This window comes from bacterium (assembly GCA_021108215.1).
Taxonomy (GTDB): domain Bacteria; phylum Oederibacteriota; class JAAXVQ01; order JAAXVQ01; family JAUVAV01; genus JAIORK01.
Genome location: JAIORK010000012.1, coordinates 9,076 through 25,131, shown reverse-complemented (window position 1 = coordinate 25,131; position 16,056 = coordinate 9,076). Strand labels below are relative to the sequence as shown.

Annotated in this window: 1 protein-coding gene (only partly in view); it reads right to left on the bottom strand. The window is 47.7% G+C overall.

Annotation, left to right across the window (positions count from 1 at the left end; genetic code table 11):
* Positions 1–16,056 carry the 5' portion of a rhomboid family intramembrane serine protease gene (locus K8S19_02230; protein MCD4812502.1) on the bottom strand. The gene continues 11,724 nt to the left of window position 1, outside the view, so only the first 16,056 of its 27,780 coding nucleotides appear in the window; it begins with the start codon at positions 16,054–16,056; its stop codon lies beyond the left edge, outside the window.

Sequence of the window (16,056 nt, the reverse complement as noted above, 5' to 3'; positions counted from 1 at the left end):
GGGAACTGCTTCAAAAAGAAAATCATCGGTACGCGAATCACCCATCGCCAGCAAAACGCCCTCACGCGAGTTGCGTCCGGCCCATTGCCGGACCGAATCAATCTTGCGAATACAGCTGTATTTAAGATAATCACGTCCGGCAGAAGCTCTAAATTTTTCAGTATCCAGGACATACCCCTGCTCTTTTAAATTTCGTTGTGCAGTTTTTAAGACATCGCGGCCGTCCACAATAAAATCATGGGAGGAAATATTAATTTCACTATTATAACGAAGGAAAAACGCACTGGTCTTACCTTGCACCGCTGATTCAAAAATCGAGCGCATCTCAACAAAATTATCGCTCGCTCCCAGTGCTTCAATCGGTTTCGAAAAATCATGACCCTGCCTTGCCAACACCTGCAAATAAGCAATAGCAAGGGCACGCCCAAGGGTAATCTGTTCAACCGGTGTCGCTTCAGCCGCTTCCGTTTTACGGAAAATTGCTTCACCCCGCCGGTTAAAATTAAAATGTTCTTTTCCGCTGTCACCCTGTATCTCAAGATTAACCAGATAACGCTGATCCTGTGTGCGTTTCATCTCATCAACAATTTGTTTGATAATGCGTACTTCCAGTGCCTGTTCTTCATGCAATATCGTCTCTGTTTCAAACTCCCCGCGAAGATTGGTATAAAGTTTTCCGGTCTGCGCCACCCGGCCCGGGCTCCCGCTGTTGAGCAATACCGGCACTCCGGCCTTAAGCGCCCGCTTTATCTGTTGCAAGGCCTTGGCGGCAATCGGCAACTTCGATCCAGGTGTGATGGTCAGATCAATGTCCATGACCATGCCCTTGATTTGCACCTTGGCTGTCGGATCAAAACCGTCGGGAATTTGATTGAGATACCTTTCACGCCGAACCTGCGGGTCCATCACGCGATTTTGTCGAGGCCGCTCCCCCTTGACTTCCTGATACGCTGCGTCCGCTTCTGCCTCAATCGCTGCAAGCTCAGACGCATATTCAGATTCCCAGCCCGCAGGATATGCTTCCCGCATGGCTTCCTGGCGCGCCAACTCAGCTTCATCTGTAACTGCACTATTTTTCAAACTCAACTCAGTAAGCTTATCCTGAGCAATATTACCAAAAATCCTTGCTACAAAACCTTTCTCATCATCTGTTAAATCACCTTGCTTTTCCGCTCTTGCCTTTTTACCTATTCCTCTTAAATATCGGTGATTTGCCCATGAAAGATCTGTTGCCTCACCGGCTTCATGTAATAACGCACCGAGTAAGGACGTTGCTGGAAGTCCTTGAAAATAAACCTCATCAAATAACAATGCTTTGCTAAGTCCCAAACCTTTAAACACCATATCCTTAGGTCCTTGAACAACATCCACCCTTTCGATGATAAATAATCCATCAAACGATTTTAGTAAATCCATCGAACCACTACGATGAATACTTAGATGTTTATCTAATACATTTAAAACTGCTTCCATTAATTGCTGATCTTTTTTGCTGAGTTTGTGTTTTTTTAATTGTTGAACCTGTAAAATCAAATCGCGGACATCAACCGTTTTTTTTAATTCAATATCGGAAAACCAACGCAGTTTTACATTTAATTCAATTGGTTGATTTTGATCCGGCAGACCTTGTTCATTTATAGCAACGCCTTTAATATTGATTGTATCTTTATCCACCACATCAATTTGATGCGGTTTGATTTTACCAATAGCGCCGGCTTCCTGCCAGACGGAATCACCATTAAAACGCTCCCTTTCCCAGTCCGGAAACTCGTCCTTAAATTCTTCGGGAATGGTTCCGATTGTCTCATAAATATCAACTCTTTTATTTTGATAAACAACCTCACTATCGGTCCGCACTTGACTTCGATAGTCAACCACATATTCAAAATATTGCGCAATTTTTGCCGCTGAATATTTTTTTTCCTGCAACGCCCGGGTCAATATTTCATTATCCATATCCTGACCCAAGCGGATAGCGCGGCCAATATTTTTATTGGCTTCAATCATAATTGCCCACAAAGGCCGAGGTACATCGCTGTATTTAGCCTTGACGCCCGTCAGATTGAAATAACTTTTCACATATTGCGGAAAAACAATCACTTTCTTCCAACCGTTTAAAAAACCATAATAAACATCATAATTCCGGAGCGCCTGCATGAGGCTGTCAATGGCAGCATCATATTCCGCTGAACCACGCTTCTCAAAATATGCTAATCGGGTGAAATAAAGTTTAGTGATCAAGTTCCGTGTCTTACTGCACACCTCCGCATCCAAACTGTACAAAAGTTTCCCCATATCCTCCCAAAAAACCTTGTAGTCGAGTTCACCGGCAAGAACACGTACCTGCTTGTAAGAACGACAGTTTGAATATTTCCCAAGATACACTCCCAACAATTGAAGGTCGGCGCGATTCCTTGCTTTGATAAAACCGGCCGTTTCCAAAGCCTTTTCCGGTGCTACTGTCCGGATCAGCAGATCAATTTCATCGAAACGTAATTTGCGAACCCGGCTTCTGAATGCCAAATAAGAACGCTGAGACCGAACCGCAGCATCTGTCAAGTCCGGCAGACCGGCTTGAAAAGCATGAAGTGATCGAACTTCCGCTATAAGTTCTTTTTTCACACTTGCCGATAAATAATTTTGAATAATGTCATTTAGTGTTCCTAAGTCAACCGGCCGAATTTTCGCGCGCCAAATTTCAAAAACATACATTAAATCGTCCAAGGTTCCTTTTTTCATCAAAAACCGAACCAGGACACTTTGCTGTGTTTTTCCAACCGGCCTTACCAATTCCAGACAGCGGGATATTTTTTCCATTGAATCAACATTTTTAAGTATCACGGTAATATTTTTATCATTAATATTTTCAACACGAAGCATTTCAATCATTTCACGGATCAGTTTGGGATCTTTTTTATAACGAACTACTGCAGTCAGGAACACCTGAGTGCCAGTGGGAAGGTATTCATCCAAAAGCTTCAGGTTTTCATTCCAATTGCCGCGTCTTTGCAGACTTGCCAAAATAACAAAAAAATCAATCGGCTTATTATATTTTTTTCGCAAGCTATACATTGCCAACAATTTATCCATATCCGCTAAAATCCGCACCATAGATATTTTTTCTTGGAATCGTTCAATCAAGGTTGACAACAACTCTTTTTTTCCGCCAATGACTTCCAAAATCAGACGAATCAATTCAGAATCATTGGTCAGATCAAGAACAGCAGCTTTTTCAATAAATTTTTCTCGGTCTCCAACTTCAAGCCCGCTCTGGACTTTCTCAAGAATCGCCTTAGCCAATTTCTTTTGGTCAACCTCTTGCACACGCAGACCTAAAAAGGAAACATCCTGTTCTAAAAAATCACCCATGCTTTTAACCCAAACCAAAGAAACAGCCCTGTCTCGTTTATTGATTTCATGTTCAGGATATGGATCTCCAGACCAGACACGAATCAATTCTCCCGCCGAAAATTCCAGTGTAATATCTTTTTTATTCTTCACAACACCGTACGTCCGCCAAAATTTTTTCCCGCCAAATGATAACCCACCTCCTGCATCGGTATAAACATTTTTGACAAGAACGTTTCCCGCATTTTTAAAATCTTCATCTATATTTATTCTTTTTTTCTTGCCCAACATTTCTTTATAAACCCATCGCGATCCTTGCTTAACGTACAAAGTATTTCGCTCAGACGCAACTTCAGGCTGCCGGGGCTTACCCTTCAAATCCAACTTCTGCCAAAAACCGCCAAAAATTAATCCCAGCGCGTTTTCATCCCCGGGGGCAAACGCAATCACTCCCAGCAAATTTAAGGTACTCCAGACCATCAAACTTAGGGTTGCAAATTTCCAAGCCGGGAAGTACTCAGCCTGCGCAGACCGGGCGGCCAACTGACCGGTTTTTTCCATCTGATCCGTCGCACTTGCTTTTTGCTTCTGTTGGAGGAGACGCGCTGCTGTCCTGGCAGCCTGTTGTTCCCGCCTTGACCCACGTGCTTGCTGCATCTCCGCGCCCAGGGACTTCCACTCCGCCACGACCCAAACAAGAACCGAGATGCGTTGCCACCATCTCTGTTCGGCCTGCGCTTGTTGATCGGTCAGATAATGCGTAATTTCATGCGCCACCACGCGCAAACGGCGGCTTTGGGGCAAAGCCCTGAGGTTTTGGTGGAACGCCAGTGTTTTAGTTCCGGGGTTGAAATAGGAACTGACACCAAACAGGAACAGCAAGCGCCAGGGCGATATTTTCAGAGATTTAATTTGAATTTTTTGCAGGTCCCCGGGAACGGTCTCGGTGTGGCCGTTGATCCACGGCAGCCAGTCCGCAGGCACCGGCACCTTGAGGCGCACGCCCTGGAGTTTTTTCAGATCCTCGCGCAGGTCGCGGAGTTCGTAGGCACGGTCCGCTTTTGTCAAATAGCCCCAAACGTCCGGTAAGCGATAAGCAAAATACCCGAACAGGAAGAACGAGAGCCCGATGCCGAAACCAAGGTTATTAGTCACCCCCGAGGCCATAAAAATCAAGTCCAGCACCAGCCCGCTCAAAACGCCGGCCAGGCCAAGATTGAAAATAGGGCGTTTGGGTTTTTTGGGAGCGACCTTGAAGCCGGCCGCGTCCCGCTCGGTGAAAGGAAGCTCTAATTGAATTCCGGTGATTTGGGCTGCAGACTGTTCTGCTTCCCGCAAATGCTTGGCACCCAAACGATCCAGTACTGTGCGCAGATCGACTTTATTGGTTTGATAGTAATACCCGGGAGGCGCCGGCGACCGAAGCTTAAACATCCAGTCTAAGGCGGCAGGCTTCATAGCCGGATTCTGATTAATAACCCAGAGCGGGAGAAACTCCACTGCCTTGTCCCGGACATTGATCTTTCCCAGGAACTGCTTCGGATAAAGCATGTTTAAATAATAAAGCAGATACTTATTTAACAATATATTATATTCGCTTGGTTTAGACTTGCGTCTCAATTTATTTGTTAAGGATCTCCAGGTTTGTGCACTTAACCGGTTTTCATTCAAACCCAGATTGCCGAACAAACGGCGGAACAGACGCCGTAGTGATTTTGTAATATCACGCTTGCCATGCTGAAGGTTATAATCATTTAATTTCTGGATCAACTTCGTAATCGGCAGATCAAGGAGACGCTGCCAGTTCTCTTCACGCGCCACACCATAACCTTCATAGGGATCAGTAAAATGAGACCTGGCCGTCCTGACCCACTCATTGAAACGCAACCCGGCCAAAGTGCCTCTTTCGCTCAATACTTTTTTCGGATCATCCTTATCTCCAAAATAGAGATAAGCAAATTCCGTGCGACCGGGTTCATCCTCCAAACGGACGCGTATAAAATAATTTTCTCCAATTTGTTTTACCCAAACATCCTCAGCAAACGGCAAAAAACGTTGTAGAACCGGAGCAAGATCCTTTTCAGCCTGCAATTCAGTTAAAGAAATCATCTCTGTCTCGCCAATAATCAGCCGCGAATCCTCCAGAAAACGGTCCAGCGAATTCATCCGCAGACTCATCAGTTTGTCCCGCAACTTGGTTCCCGGTTGCCAAATTTCCCGGCGAAACTGATTGCTTGCTTCTGCAGTATAGATGTTCCGCCCCGCCATAAACGTCATCACTTCCGGAAGCAAGGCATACTCATCAGTTAAATTATTGTCCGCTAAAATACTCTGATACAGCGGAGTCAAGCCCGCCTGCTCTGCGGTCGTACGCCGGCATTCCGCCGCCAACTGCTCGGCCCGCCGGCGGTTCCAATTTTTCAATTTAATAAATTCCCGAAGATTAACAAATACCAGGGCGGCCAACTCAACCAAACCCGGCTCGCTGTCGGGCAAAAGGCTTTGCAGGCGAAGTTTGGTAAGTTCCCGCTTAACCGACATATACAACCAATCTTCGTTTTGCAGGATACGCCAATCCAAATAGAGCTGATGCCGCTGCCGCGTGGGCGACTTAAACATACTGGCTGAAACAAAGGATGCCCGGGTAATAAAAACATCCAGATCAAACTCCGCCTCACTAAAACTTTTTTCGTCCAAAATCCGTTCACGGACCTTGCGCAACCGTTGCCGGATATCCCGCACCACAGCTGGTGAGAGTGTCACGAACTGCCGGCTGACCGGAATCATGTCAGCCTCATCCAACCGGGCTTCCGTGAGAATTGATTGCGCTGCGACACGCGGTAAATTTTCAGCAGCCAGCGTCTCAAAGGTACCCTTGGCCAGATGCAAAATCTCGTTTTTCCGACCCTTCAGAGCAAAACCGCCGCTCCCTTTTAATTTTTTCAAATCCCGGTTTTGACCGGTATCCTGCGTCTGTTCTTCAATAACTTCAGCAACAACCGCTTTTGTTACCGCCGGTTTGCTGCGAATGGCGGTAATATCTCCGGTCGTAAAAATTAATTCCCCAAACATCGCCATCACCGAGTAGCGGTTATCCAGGAATCGAAGCTCGCTGTATGTCGCGCCGGCTTCCTGTGCATCCAGAAAATTTTGCATGGCCAAGGCAGAAGCCACATGCCCCACATTGGAATACCCGCTTTCACGGCGCGCCACTATAACACCGGGTTTGTCGGCAATCACCGCTGCATGACTTAAAAAAACCGGAAAAACAATTTCACCGGGAACTGCTTCAAAAAGAAAATCATCGGTACGCGAATCACCCATCGCCAGCAAAACGCCCTCACGCGAGTTGCGTCCGGCCCATTGCCGGACCGAATCAATCTTGCGAATACAGCTGTATTTAAGATAATCACGTCCGGCAGAAGCTCTAAATTTTTCAGTATCCAGGACATACCCCTGCTCTTTTAAATTTCGTTGTGCAGTTTTTAAGACATCGCGGCCGTCCACAATAAAATCATGGGAGGAAATATTAATTTCACTATTATAACGAAGGAAAAACGCACTGGTCTTACCTTGCACCGCTGATTCAAAAATCGAGCGCATCTCAACAAAATTATCGCTCGCTCCCAGTGCTTCAATCGGTTTCGAAAAATCATGACCCTGCCTTGCCAACACCTGCAAATAAGCAATAGCAAGGGCACGCCCAAGGGTAATCTGTTCAACCGGTGTCGCTTCAGCCGCTTCCGTTTTACGGAAAATTGCTTCACCCCGCCGGTTAAAATTAAAATGTTCTTTTCCGCTGTCACCCTGTATCTCAAGATTAACCAGATAACGCTGATCCTGTGTGCGTTTCATCTCATCAACAATTTGTTTGATAATGCGTACTTCCAGTGCCTGTTCTTCATGCAATATCGTCTCTGTTTCAAACTCCCCGCGAAGATTGGTATAAAGTTTTCCGGTCTGCGCCACCCGGCCCGGGCTCCCGCTGTTGAGCAATACCGGCACTCCGGCCTTAAGCGCCCGCTTTATCTGTTGCAAGGCCTTGGCGGCAATCGGCAACTTCGATCCAGGTGTGATGGTCAGATCAATGTCCATGACCATGCCCTTGATTTGCACCTTGGCTGTCGGATCAAAACCGTCGGGAATTTGATTGAGATACCTTTCACGCCGAACCTGCGGGTCCATCACGCGATTTTGTCGAGGCCGCTCCCCCTTGACTTCCTGATACGCTGCGTCCGCTTCTGCCTCAATCGCTGCAAGCTCAGACGCATATTCAGATTCCCAGCCCGCAGGATATGCTTCCCGCATGGCTTCCTGGCGCGCCAACTCAGCTTCCCAAAGAACACTTTTGTGCCGTTTCTGTATTTCTAATAACGAGGTCAGCTTCGCCTGGAATTCATTTCCTAAAACGCGGGCAACAAAGCCCAGCTCAGCCCAGTTCAATGCCCGCCGCCGTGCGACCCGCTGCTTTTTACCCAAACCGCGTAAAAAAACATGCGTTACCCGCGATAACTCCAGTGCTTCGCCCAATTCATGCAGATAGGCAGCGCTAAACGCCTGTTCATTGCCGTCACGGAATAAACTCTCATCCAGTAACACAGCTTCTGAAAAACCCATCCCCGCAAAAACCGCATCCGGTGAACCGCGAATCACCTTCGCCTCAGTAATTACATAGACCCCCTGGATTCGCTGCAAAAGATTTATTTCATGCCGGGTCAGGCGATCCATTTTTCCAGCCTGACGCAGACAGGCATCCAGCACATCCTGGTCGTTTTGATGCCAATCTTTTTTCTCAGTATTAATTTTTTTAATACGATCCCGGGCTGCATCGACCAGCGATCTTTCCGGTGCTGTTAAAGCACGGACCGAGACCTCGAATTCAACCGTCTCATCTGTTATCGGTTTGCCCTTGGCATCCAGCGGATGACCCGAGATGCGCAGCTTGTCTTTGGCAATCACCCGGACCTCACGGATATCCAGTTTGCCGATGGCACCGACAAATTCATCAGACCTCTTAGGATTAATTTGCACTGATGCTTTATGCGTTTGTATGGAATTCTCAAGAATCTGCGCAAACTGTTCGGCAGTCAGTTTACCTGTCCCCAGGAGAATTACCGGCGCAATCCTTGCCAGGAATCGCACAATCGCCACATCGCCATAGGTTTTCAGATCCGCTGTTGTGTTGGCTTGGAATGACAGCGGCGTGACACCATCGTTTTTGGCAACTCGGAATAAAAATTCCGCCAGCAAACGCAATGCCTGGCCTCTGCCAATCAGGGCCGACTGGCGAACATCTCCAACACCTAAACGGTCACCCACCACATCGGTATCAATGTTGAATAATACCTTTTCATTTTTGGGACGGTTTTTCATCTGGAAATACTTCAGGAAACCGGTTGCAATATACTCAACACGGTGATCATTCACTTGTTTTTCCATGGCAACAACATCATCCGGTTCGTTTTGCTCGATAAAATAGCGGGATTCGGAATCAAAAATCCAAATATGACGTTTTAAAAATCCCGCAGAACCTAAAATCCAATTCAAATTATTCATGAAAATATATTTTTTGATTCCCGCAAACCATTCTCTTAGCGTCCTGGACGCTCGGAAAAATTTTTGTTCATCCGGAAATCCCGATGCTGTCAGTATATCCATAAAATCATAATGCTCATCAAGAAACAACTGCGTGTTACCGTTACGGGGCATTTCCCCTCTGGCAACCGCTTCCATTGCATAGGGAACTGAAAAAGCGTGATCATCAAAATAATAACAGCTCACTATCGAACCATCGGGATGTTTGAATCGTTCGACAACATGTACATCCATTTTCTGATGATTGACCGGTGATTTTTTTTGAACATCCTGCCAACTTCCGAGAACGAGTTCAACCTGACCAACCCCGACCGCGCGGGAATCTTTGAAACGCCAGTAGCCCTCTTTCATTTGGGAATCAGTCTCCACAAATTCATAATGCACTTTGTCAAACGCATCGAGATGCGCTCCTAATTCACGTTTATGATAAAGTTCCTTGGGATAAAGCCGCAGGTCTTCTGTCATACTTTCCAGGACATCCAATCCCGTGTCCGCTTTTTCCGACTGCAGCATCTGATTCAGCGCATCAAGCTCGCCTTGCGACAGCAGCGGTGTTGTCAAGCCGGCAGCTTTGGATTGCGGCCGGTTAACAGCTAGCCATTGAGTAAGCCGGTTTTGTGTCCAGTTCCCCAAGATGCGGCCCACGAACCCTTTTTCTTTGGGTTTGAGCAGGCGGCCTTTGGCAATCCTCGCCTTGTGGCCCAGACCGCGTAAGAAGGTATGCTTGTAACCAAGAGACTCGCCCAGTTCATGAATCAAAGCAGCGTCAAAAACCTTCAACGTGTCAAACAGTTTTGCATCCAGCAAAACCGCCTGTGCAGTTGCCATGCCGTTAAACACGGCATCCGGCGGCCCGCGTTTTACTTCCACATGGCTGATAATATAAAATCCATTCAAGCCGGAGGTAAGGTTGACCGCATCCCCACTAGCCTGGAGTAATGTTTCCGCCTGTGTACTCATGGCATTCAGTGCCCGGCGGTCCCGCCCGTACCAGCCGATCTTGGTGTCCCTGATATGACGGAATCTTCGCAGCGACTGCTCGACTTTTGAAATCTGTGTTTGGTTTAATTCGCGCAACGTAACATGGAATTCCAGTTCCTCATTGCGGTTAACCTTGCCTTGCGCATCAATGGGATAGGCCACAATCCTGATTCGAGGAGATGCCAGCACACTGATCACGGTCTCATCGGCGCTCTCTTTTCCCAAGAGCATGTCGCGCTCCGCCCGGGAAATCGTAACCGACTCAGGCGTGATGACGGATATTTCCTTGAATTCAAATTTCCCCAGCGCGCCGCCGGTATCAATAGGTCGAACAGATTTTCCCTCAACCGCGCGTACTGTCTGTTGCAAACCGGTGGCGGGCGTAAAAAGAACCTGTTGCGCTTGATTGCGTTTTTTCAACAATTGATGGTATTTCAAAATTAATGGGCCAATAAACGATCCACCGCGCACGGAAAAGTAGGCTACCGGAATGGAAATTCCCCGGCGGTTGGCAGCAACCGGATCATCAATCCGTTTAACACTAATATTAAATTGTTCTTTCCATCGCGCCAGTACTTCAGCACTGGGCAGGGAACGGTTGGCAATGCCGATCTCAATCGCTGCATCGGCGTGGATCGCACCCAAATCAGCACGTCCCCATTGTCCGAGGATAAAGCATTCCGTAAAACCCGCCCCATATGCCTCGGCAAGATGCCGTATCACATTCAAGACCCCGGGTTGTGCCGCAATCATCCGATCATAGACCGCCATAGAAACCGATTGCAAAGCAGTTCCTTGCAGCAATCCCGCTCTGTAAACTTCAACCGGTGTCAACTGGACAAGCTGGTTGTTGCGTTTCTGATAAACCGCATACATATCCATGTCCCCGGCAACATTGTTGGAAAGTTCGAGAAAAAATCCATCCTCGCGCAAATTGGAGGTCATCTGCAGGCGCACCTGTTCCCAGTCTTGGGGCGAAAAGTGAATCTGAATGTTGGGGGCGCGGATGACATCCACCGGTTCCGGCAATACCAGGTGACGGGCATCGGCGCGAAGCATAGTCATATTTTCAAAATCACGCGCAATCTCTTCCCAGGGGTTGAGGAATTCACTTCCCTCCCTGGTATAATACTCATGTTGTGTGCGGCCTGCCTGCCCGGCTTGATCTATCAAGCGCTGCCGTTTTTCGCGGAGCCGTCCCAAGACCCTCCCCATATTTCCGACCAGTTGGTCTATCGGGACCGTATCATCCATCCGCATCAAGGAAAGCAATTCGCCTTGTTTGTCAAAAATACCAATTAAATCCCAGTCCTCCAGCATGACAACAGCACCTGGTTCCGCCCGATCAACACCGATCAGATCAATCTCATGTCCGGAAACATCCATGCGTTTTTTTAAATTTTTATACGTCTGCTTCAAAGTCACCGGCACCATACCCACGCCCACTTCCAGGAAACGCAGCCGGCGGCCGGGATTATTCTTCGCAATCTGATCCAGCATATCACCCACCAAGATATCCGAACGGCGCAGCCGATTGGGCCAGGTATCCATATAATCAAAAAGTGCCCCTTTAAAGGTAAATTGTTCCACTTCCTCCCGGGTGTATGTATCCGGATTACGATGAACTGTCAGGTCATAAGTGAATTTGCGGCTGATATGTGTCAGACTAAGACTGCCGGATGTTACCCCCCGTGCAAAGGCCTGCAGCACCGTGCGGGATAAACGCTGCTTGTCTGAAAACACCAATTGAAACCGCTGTTGAATTTCACGCCGCAACGCGGCATGACTATCCATCCCCGCCCATGCCAGGAATCGATCCGCCACACCGCTTTGAATAACCGCCGCGGTCCAGTTAATGCCATAATGAACCAACAACCCCTGCCAGGTCAGTGGAGAAAACCCAAACGAAATCCCAAGCAAAGCCATCAAACCGGCCAAAACGCCGGTTGACCAATGAGGAGCGCGTAAACTTTCCGGTATAGTCAACCCCCGGAATTTATACGTCAGACCGGCAAGCATTTGTACAAAATGCAGACCGAAAAACACCACCCAGCCCGCGTGCGCGGTTGTCAGTACATTTGCATCCAATCCCAAACCGGCTGCGGCAAAAATCGCCAAAGGTGCCAGCGCATATCCTCCCAGCATTGCCAAGCCGTTTTCCAAACCACCTGCCACCCAGCGATCATACGTCTGCGGCCGCAACCCAAGACGAACCAGCCCGGTTTTCAACCAGGGCATGATACCGCCTGTAACCGGCCCGCGCAACAAGGCATCCAGATCGATTCCTATGGTATTAAGTTCCTTGCGAATCCTCCCGCCGTAATTTCGCAAAGCTTTCGTAATAATTTGATGCGGCCGGCTGCGGCCGCTTTTCATCCCATAGGCGTCGCCGATCTGTTCCATGGTCATCCCATCTATGAGATACATGGCCAACATCTCCTGCTCGCGCGCATCGAGATATTTATCCAGTACTGATTGGATCTGCCTCCCTTTTTCACTTTGTAAAATATCATGCTCAGGTGTACTGACGGCGCCCCAAAATTGAATATCCAGTTTTGTATACTGTTCCAAATAACTTTCAATGGCCCGGTAAATCATTGTATCCATCTTTTCATAGGCATTCACTACCTTGAGCGGATCCACACTCTCAAGCGCTTCCAATAAGGCCAATTGACCTACCTGGATGAGTTCTTCATGGCTGATCAATCCTTCGGTCTTGGCAGCTTGCGTATCCAGCCAGGTCAACCAGTTGTCTGCCAGGCGATTGACACGGTATTGATATTTTTCCGCCAGTAAATCACGGGCCGCCACATCGCCCTTTCCTTTGTAACGCAGCCATAAATTCTTGTGCCCGCCGATTAATTTCACATCTCCCGTTTTTTTCAAACTGTCATAAATTTTCAGTCCCTGAGACGGCCGTAACGGTTCAACTGCCAAAACATCCCGGCTGTCCGCAACTGTAGAACGACCTGCACCTTCAAACTCGGCAATGTATTTTTCCAGGGCTTTTCGCACCGCTTCATCCAATGCCGGGAAAAAATTCGTCTCCTGCCAGGGATCAAATGCATTGATAAATGCCGTCAGGGCCTGCATGCCCACAGCAATAAATTTTTCATTCGTTAACTTGTCGCGGTTGGCTTCAGTAAGCGTGATTTTCCTTCGCGCCTTCCAGACAATTGCGTTTTTCCGAATGCGTACCTGATAAATTTTAATCAATTCCGTTTTGGCTTTTTTGTCCTGCATTTTTTTAAACCGGTACCACAGCCCCTTGTGCCCGGCAGCCATGGTCATCGCGCGAATACTCCGCATAATTGCCGAATCAGCCCGATCAACATCTTCCGCAGGTGCCGGCATTGCCTGCGCCAGATGTTTACGCAAATTTTGTTCCAACATGGCAATATACGCTTCATCAGCTTGAGCATTTAAATAATCCCGCGAACGGGCGATAACCAATTGTTCCGGTGTAATGCCGTTTTTTTGAAAAAACTGCAAAATTTCCAAAATTTCCTCGCGGACTTGGTTGGGAGAAAGATGGTAGGGATTTTGATCCCCCATGGGATATCTGTTTCCCAAGGAGAAATAATCGAGACAAAAGGAGAGCACAACGGGCCTGCCCTGTTTTTTTGCCTGCATCAGCACCTGGCTGATAACATCCTTTTGCAAAGACCAATGCCGGGGCCGCAAAGGGCATGTCGCGACCTTATCGACAATATTTTCTTTTTTTGCGTCATTGATCCACCGGCCTTCGGGTGCGGCACCGTCGGCATCGCGATGGGCGTCAAAATTAACCACCAAAGCGGGCGGACCGCGTTTGGCGATCCCACGCAAAACATCAAGAATATAGTGGTGGTGCTCCATAACCTGGACCCGGCCCGTATTATCCAAATTCCATTTCGGCGTTTTAATCATGCCGAACATACCGGCTGCCATGGCGAATGTGCCGGTTCCCTGAAAAATGTGGGTCAGCACATTGATGCGGAAATAAGCCTCCGCACCCCAGCCCAGAGCAACTCCGATCACCACCATACCGAATCCCAATGGCACCATCCAGGCACGGCGCAATTGCAGATCCGCAATCATTGTATTCAAATCAATCGTACGAATACGCGCGTTCAGATTGACAACCGCCTTTTTCAATGCACTGCCCGAATTCCGCCAGCGCGTACGCAACTGCCGTCCCAAACCCACTTGCAAAACAAGCGCACCGGCCGGACGTGCGGTCAAAATCAGTGCACCGTTCATAATCACAGCGCCCCCGGGCAACAATGCCTGAACCAATTGGGCCCGGACCAACCCTCCCACAGTTGCCACCGGACCACGCTTTTGAAGCATCCCTGCCATACGTGTCCACTCGCTTTGATCAAAAAAACCTATTTCAAAATTTTGTAAAAGAAAACTCTGGAGCACAGTACCGCCGAGCATCCGCGCCTGATTGCGCGGATAGATGGCGGCAAAGAAATCATTGTTCACCGGAACCATAAACGTTTTCCCGGATTGGATCGCTCTCGAAAAATCCGGCTGCACGGTGCGGCTGTCCGCTGCATACTTGTCCAGCAGGGTTTGATACTGTTCCTGTAAATTATCCAGATTCGAAATACCTTGTTGGCGCATGAAATGAATCGTATTGAGTTTAAGACTTAGTTCCAGCATGCGATAGCCGATACGAACATCTTCGGGCAGGTTGGTCTCACTCACCAAAGCGTTGGCTTGATCAAACTGTGCAAAGAAAGGTTCCAAGGCAAAAATCGTCTGATTCTTTGCAAGTAATTTTTCCAGCGGTGTGCGGCGCTTGCGCAGCAAGCTAAAATAAGGATTCACCACATCCGCCCGGGTCAATTTTGGTTTGATCGAAACAAAAGAAATATTCTGCATCTTTAACAAATCAAGAATATGTTGCGTATGATAGCCGCCGGTGATCAGAATCGCAGCTGACGTGCTGTGACGGTCCATTTTAGTTAAAACATTTTCTACAAAATCCTGGCTGCGTACATCGGCATTGGCATAAAACAACTCAACTTTTTTTAAATATCCCTCAATCTGATATACCGCCGGTTCCAGAGCAAGATCGCCCTGCGAATCATGCCGCTCAATAAATTTCTGAAATGTATTGATCTTAAAAAGATACGGTTGGGAACGGTACTCGGCAAATTCTCCGGTAGAGACCGAGATGGAAAGCATTTTTTCCATGATATCCAACCGGTGAAAAAGCTGGTCCAAATTACGCTGATCAGTATGTGTATAACGCAGCTCACGCAGGTCCGCATCCACGCGGTCCATTTCGCGGTAAAGCCGGTCTGAATCAATTGTATGCGAAAAAACGTCGGACTGCCCCTTGGCATAGCCGGCCAACTGTGGACAAGAATCCAGATCATAGCGGTTTTCGCGGGCATCTTTGTAAAGAAAACGGCAGTATTGAAATAAAGAGAGCTTCCCCTCGCGGAAAGCGGAGCGCTTGCGGTCAAATGCCCTGAGGGCTTCATTATAAATTTTCGGTTTTAACTGCTGGAGAGTATCCCGGATGTCCCAGACATACCCCTGACTCTCATCAGAAAGAAAAGAAAGAACATGCTCACGCCCCTGCCGGTAATGTTCGGCATTTTCAATCCCTTCCAGCACCACGGGAAACCGTCCGGTCGCGGCATAGTATTCGGCGCCGGATATTTTCCCCTGGCGCATATACTGATCACCGGTAAATCTTTTTGTTTTAACATCAGGAAATGTGGAGAGTTTGGTTACATTGACAGGCCGGCTTGCACCTTCGAGCGCAACCAATTTCAAATTCAAACTATCTGAAAAGTGATCAATGATCTCAGCAATATTTTTTTGCACTTCGTGATGACAGTGCAAATCCTGGATATGAATCACCAGCTGTTTCTCACCTTGAAAAGATTGGACAATTTTCCCATTGGATACCGGTACAGCAATGGAATGGTTTTTAAACTGAATGGCATTGCGGTTGATAAACGTCTGGGTCTCAAATGCCCAGGAAATGGAGGGAAGAATAAATGTCAAAGAGATAAGCAGACTAATCACTTTACCTAAAGCAAGCCGCGCCGGACAATACCAACTGGATAGCAGCGTTTGTTGCTTTGAACCGCTTTGAGTGTATTTGGCTTTTTTATGTTTAATCAC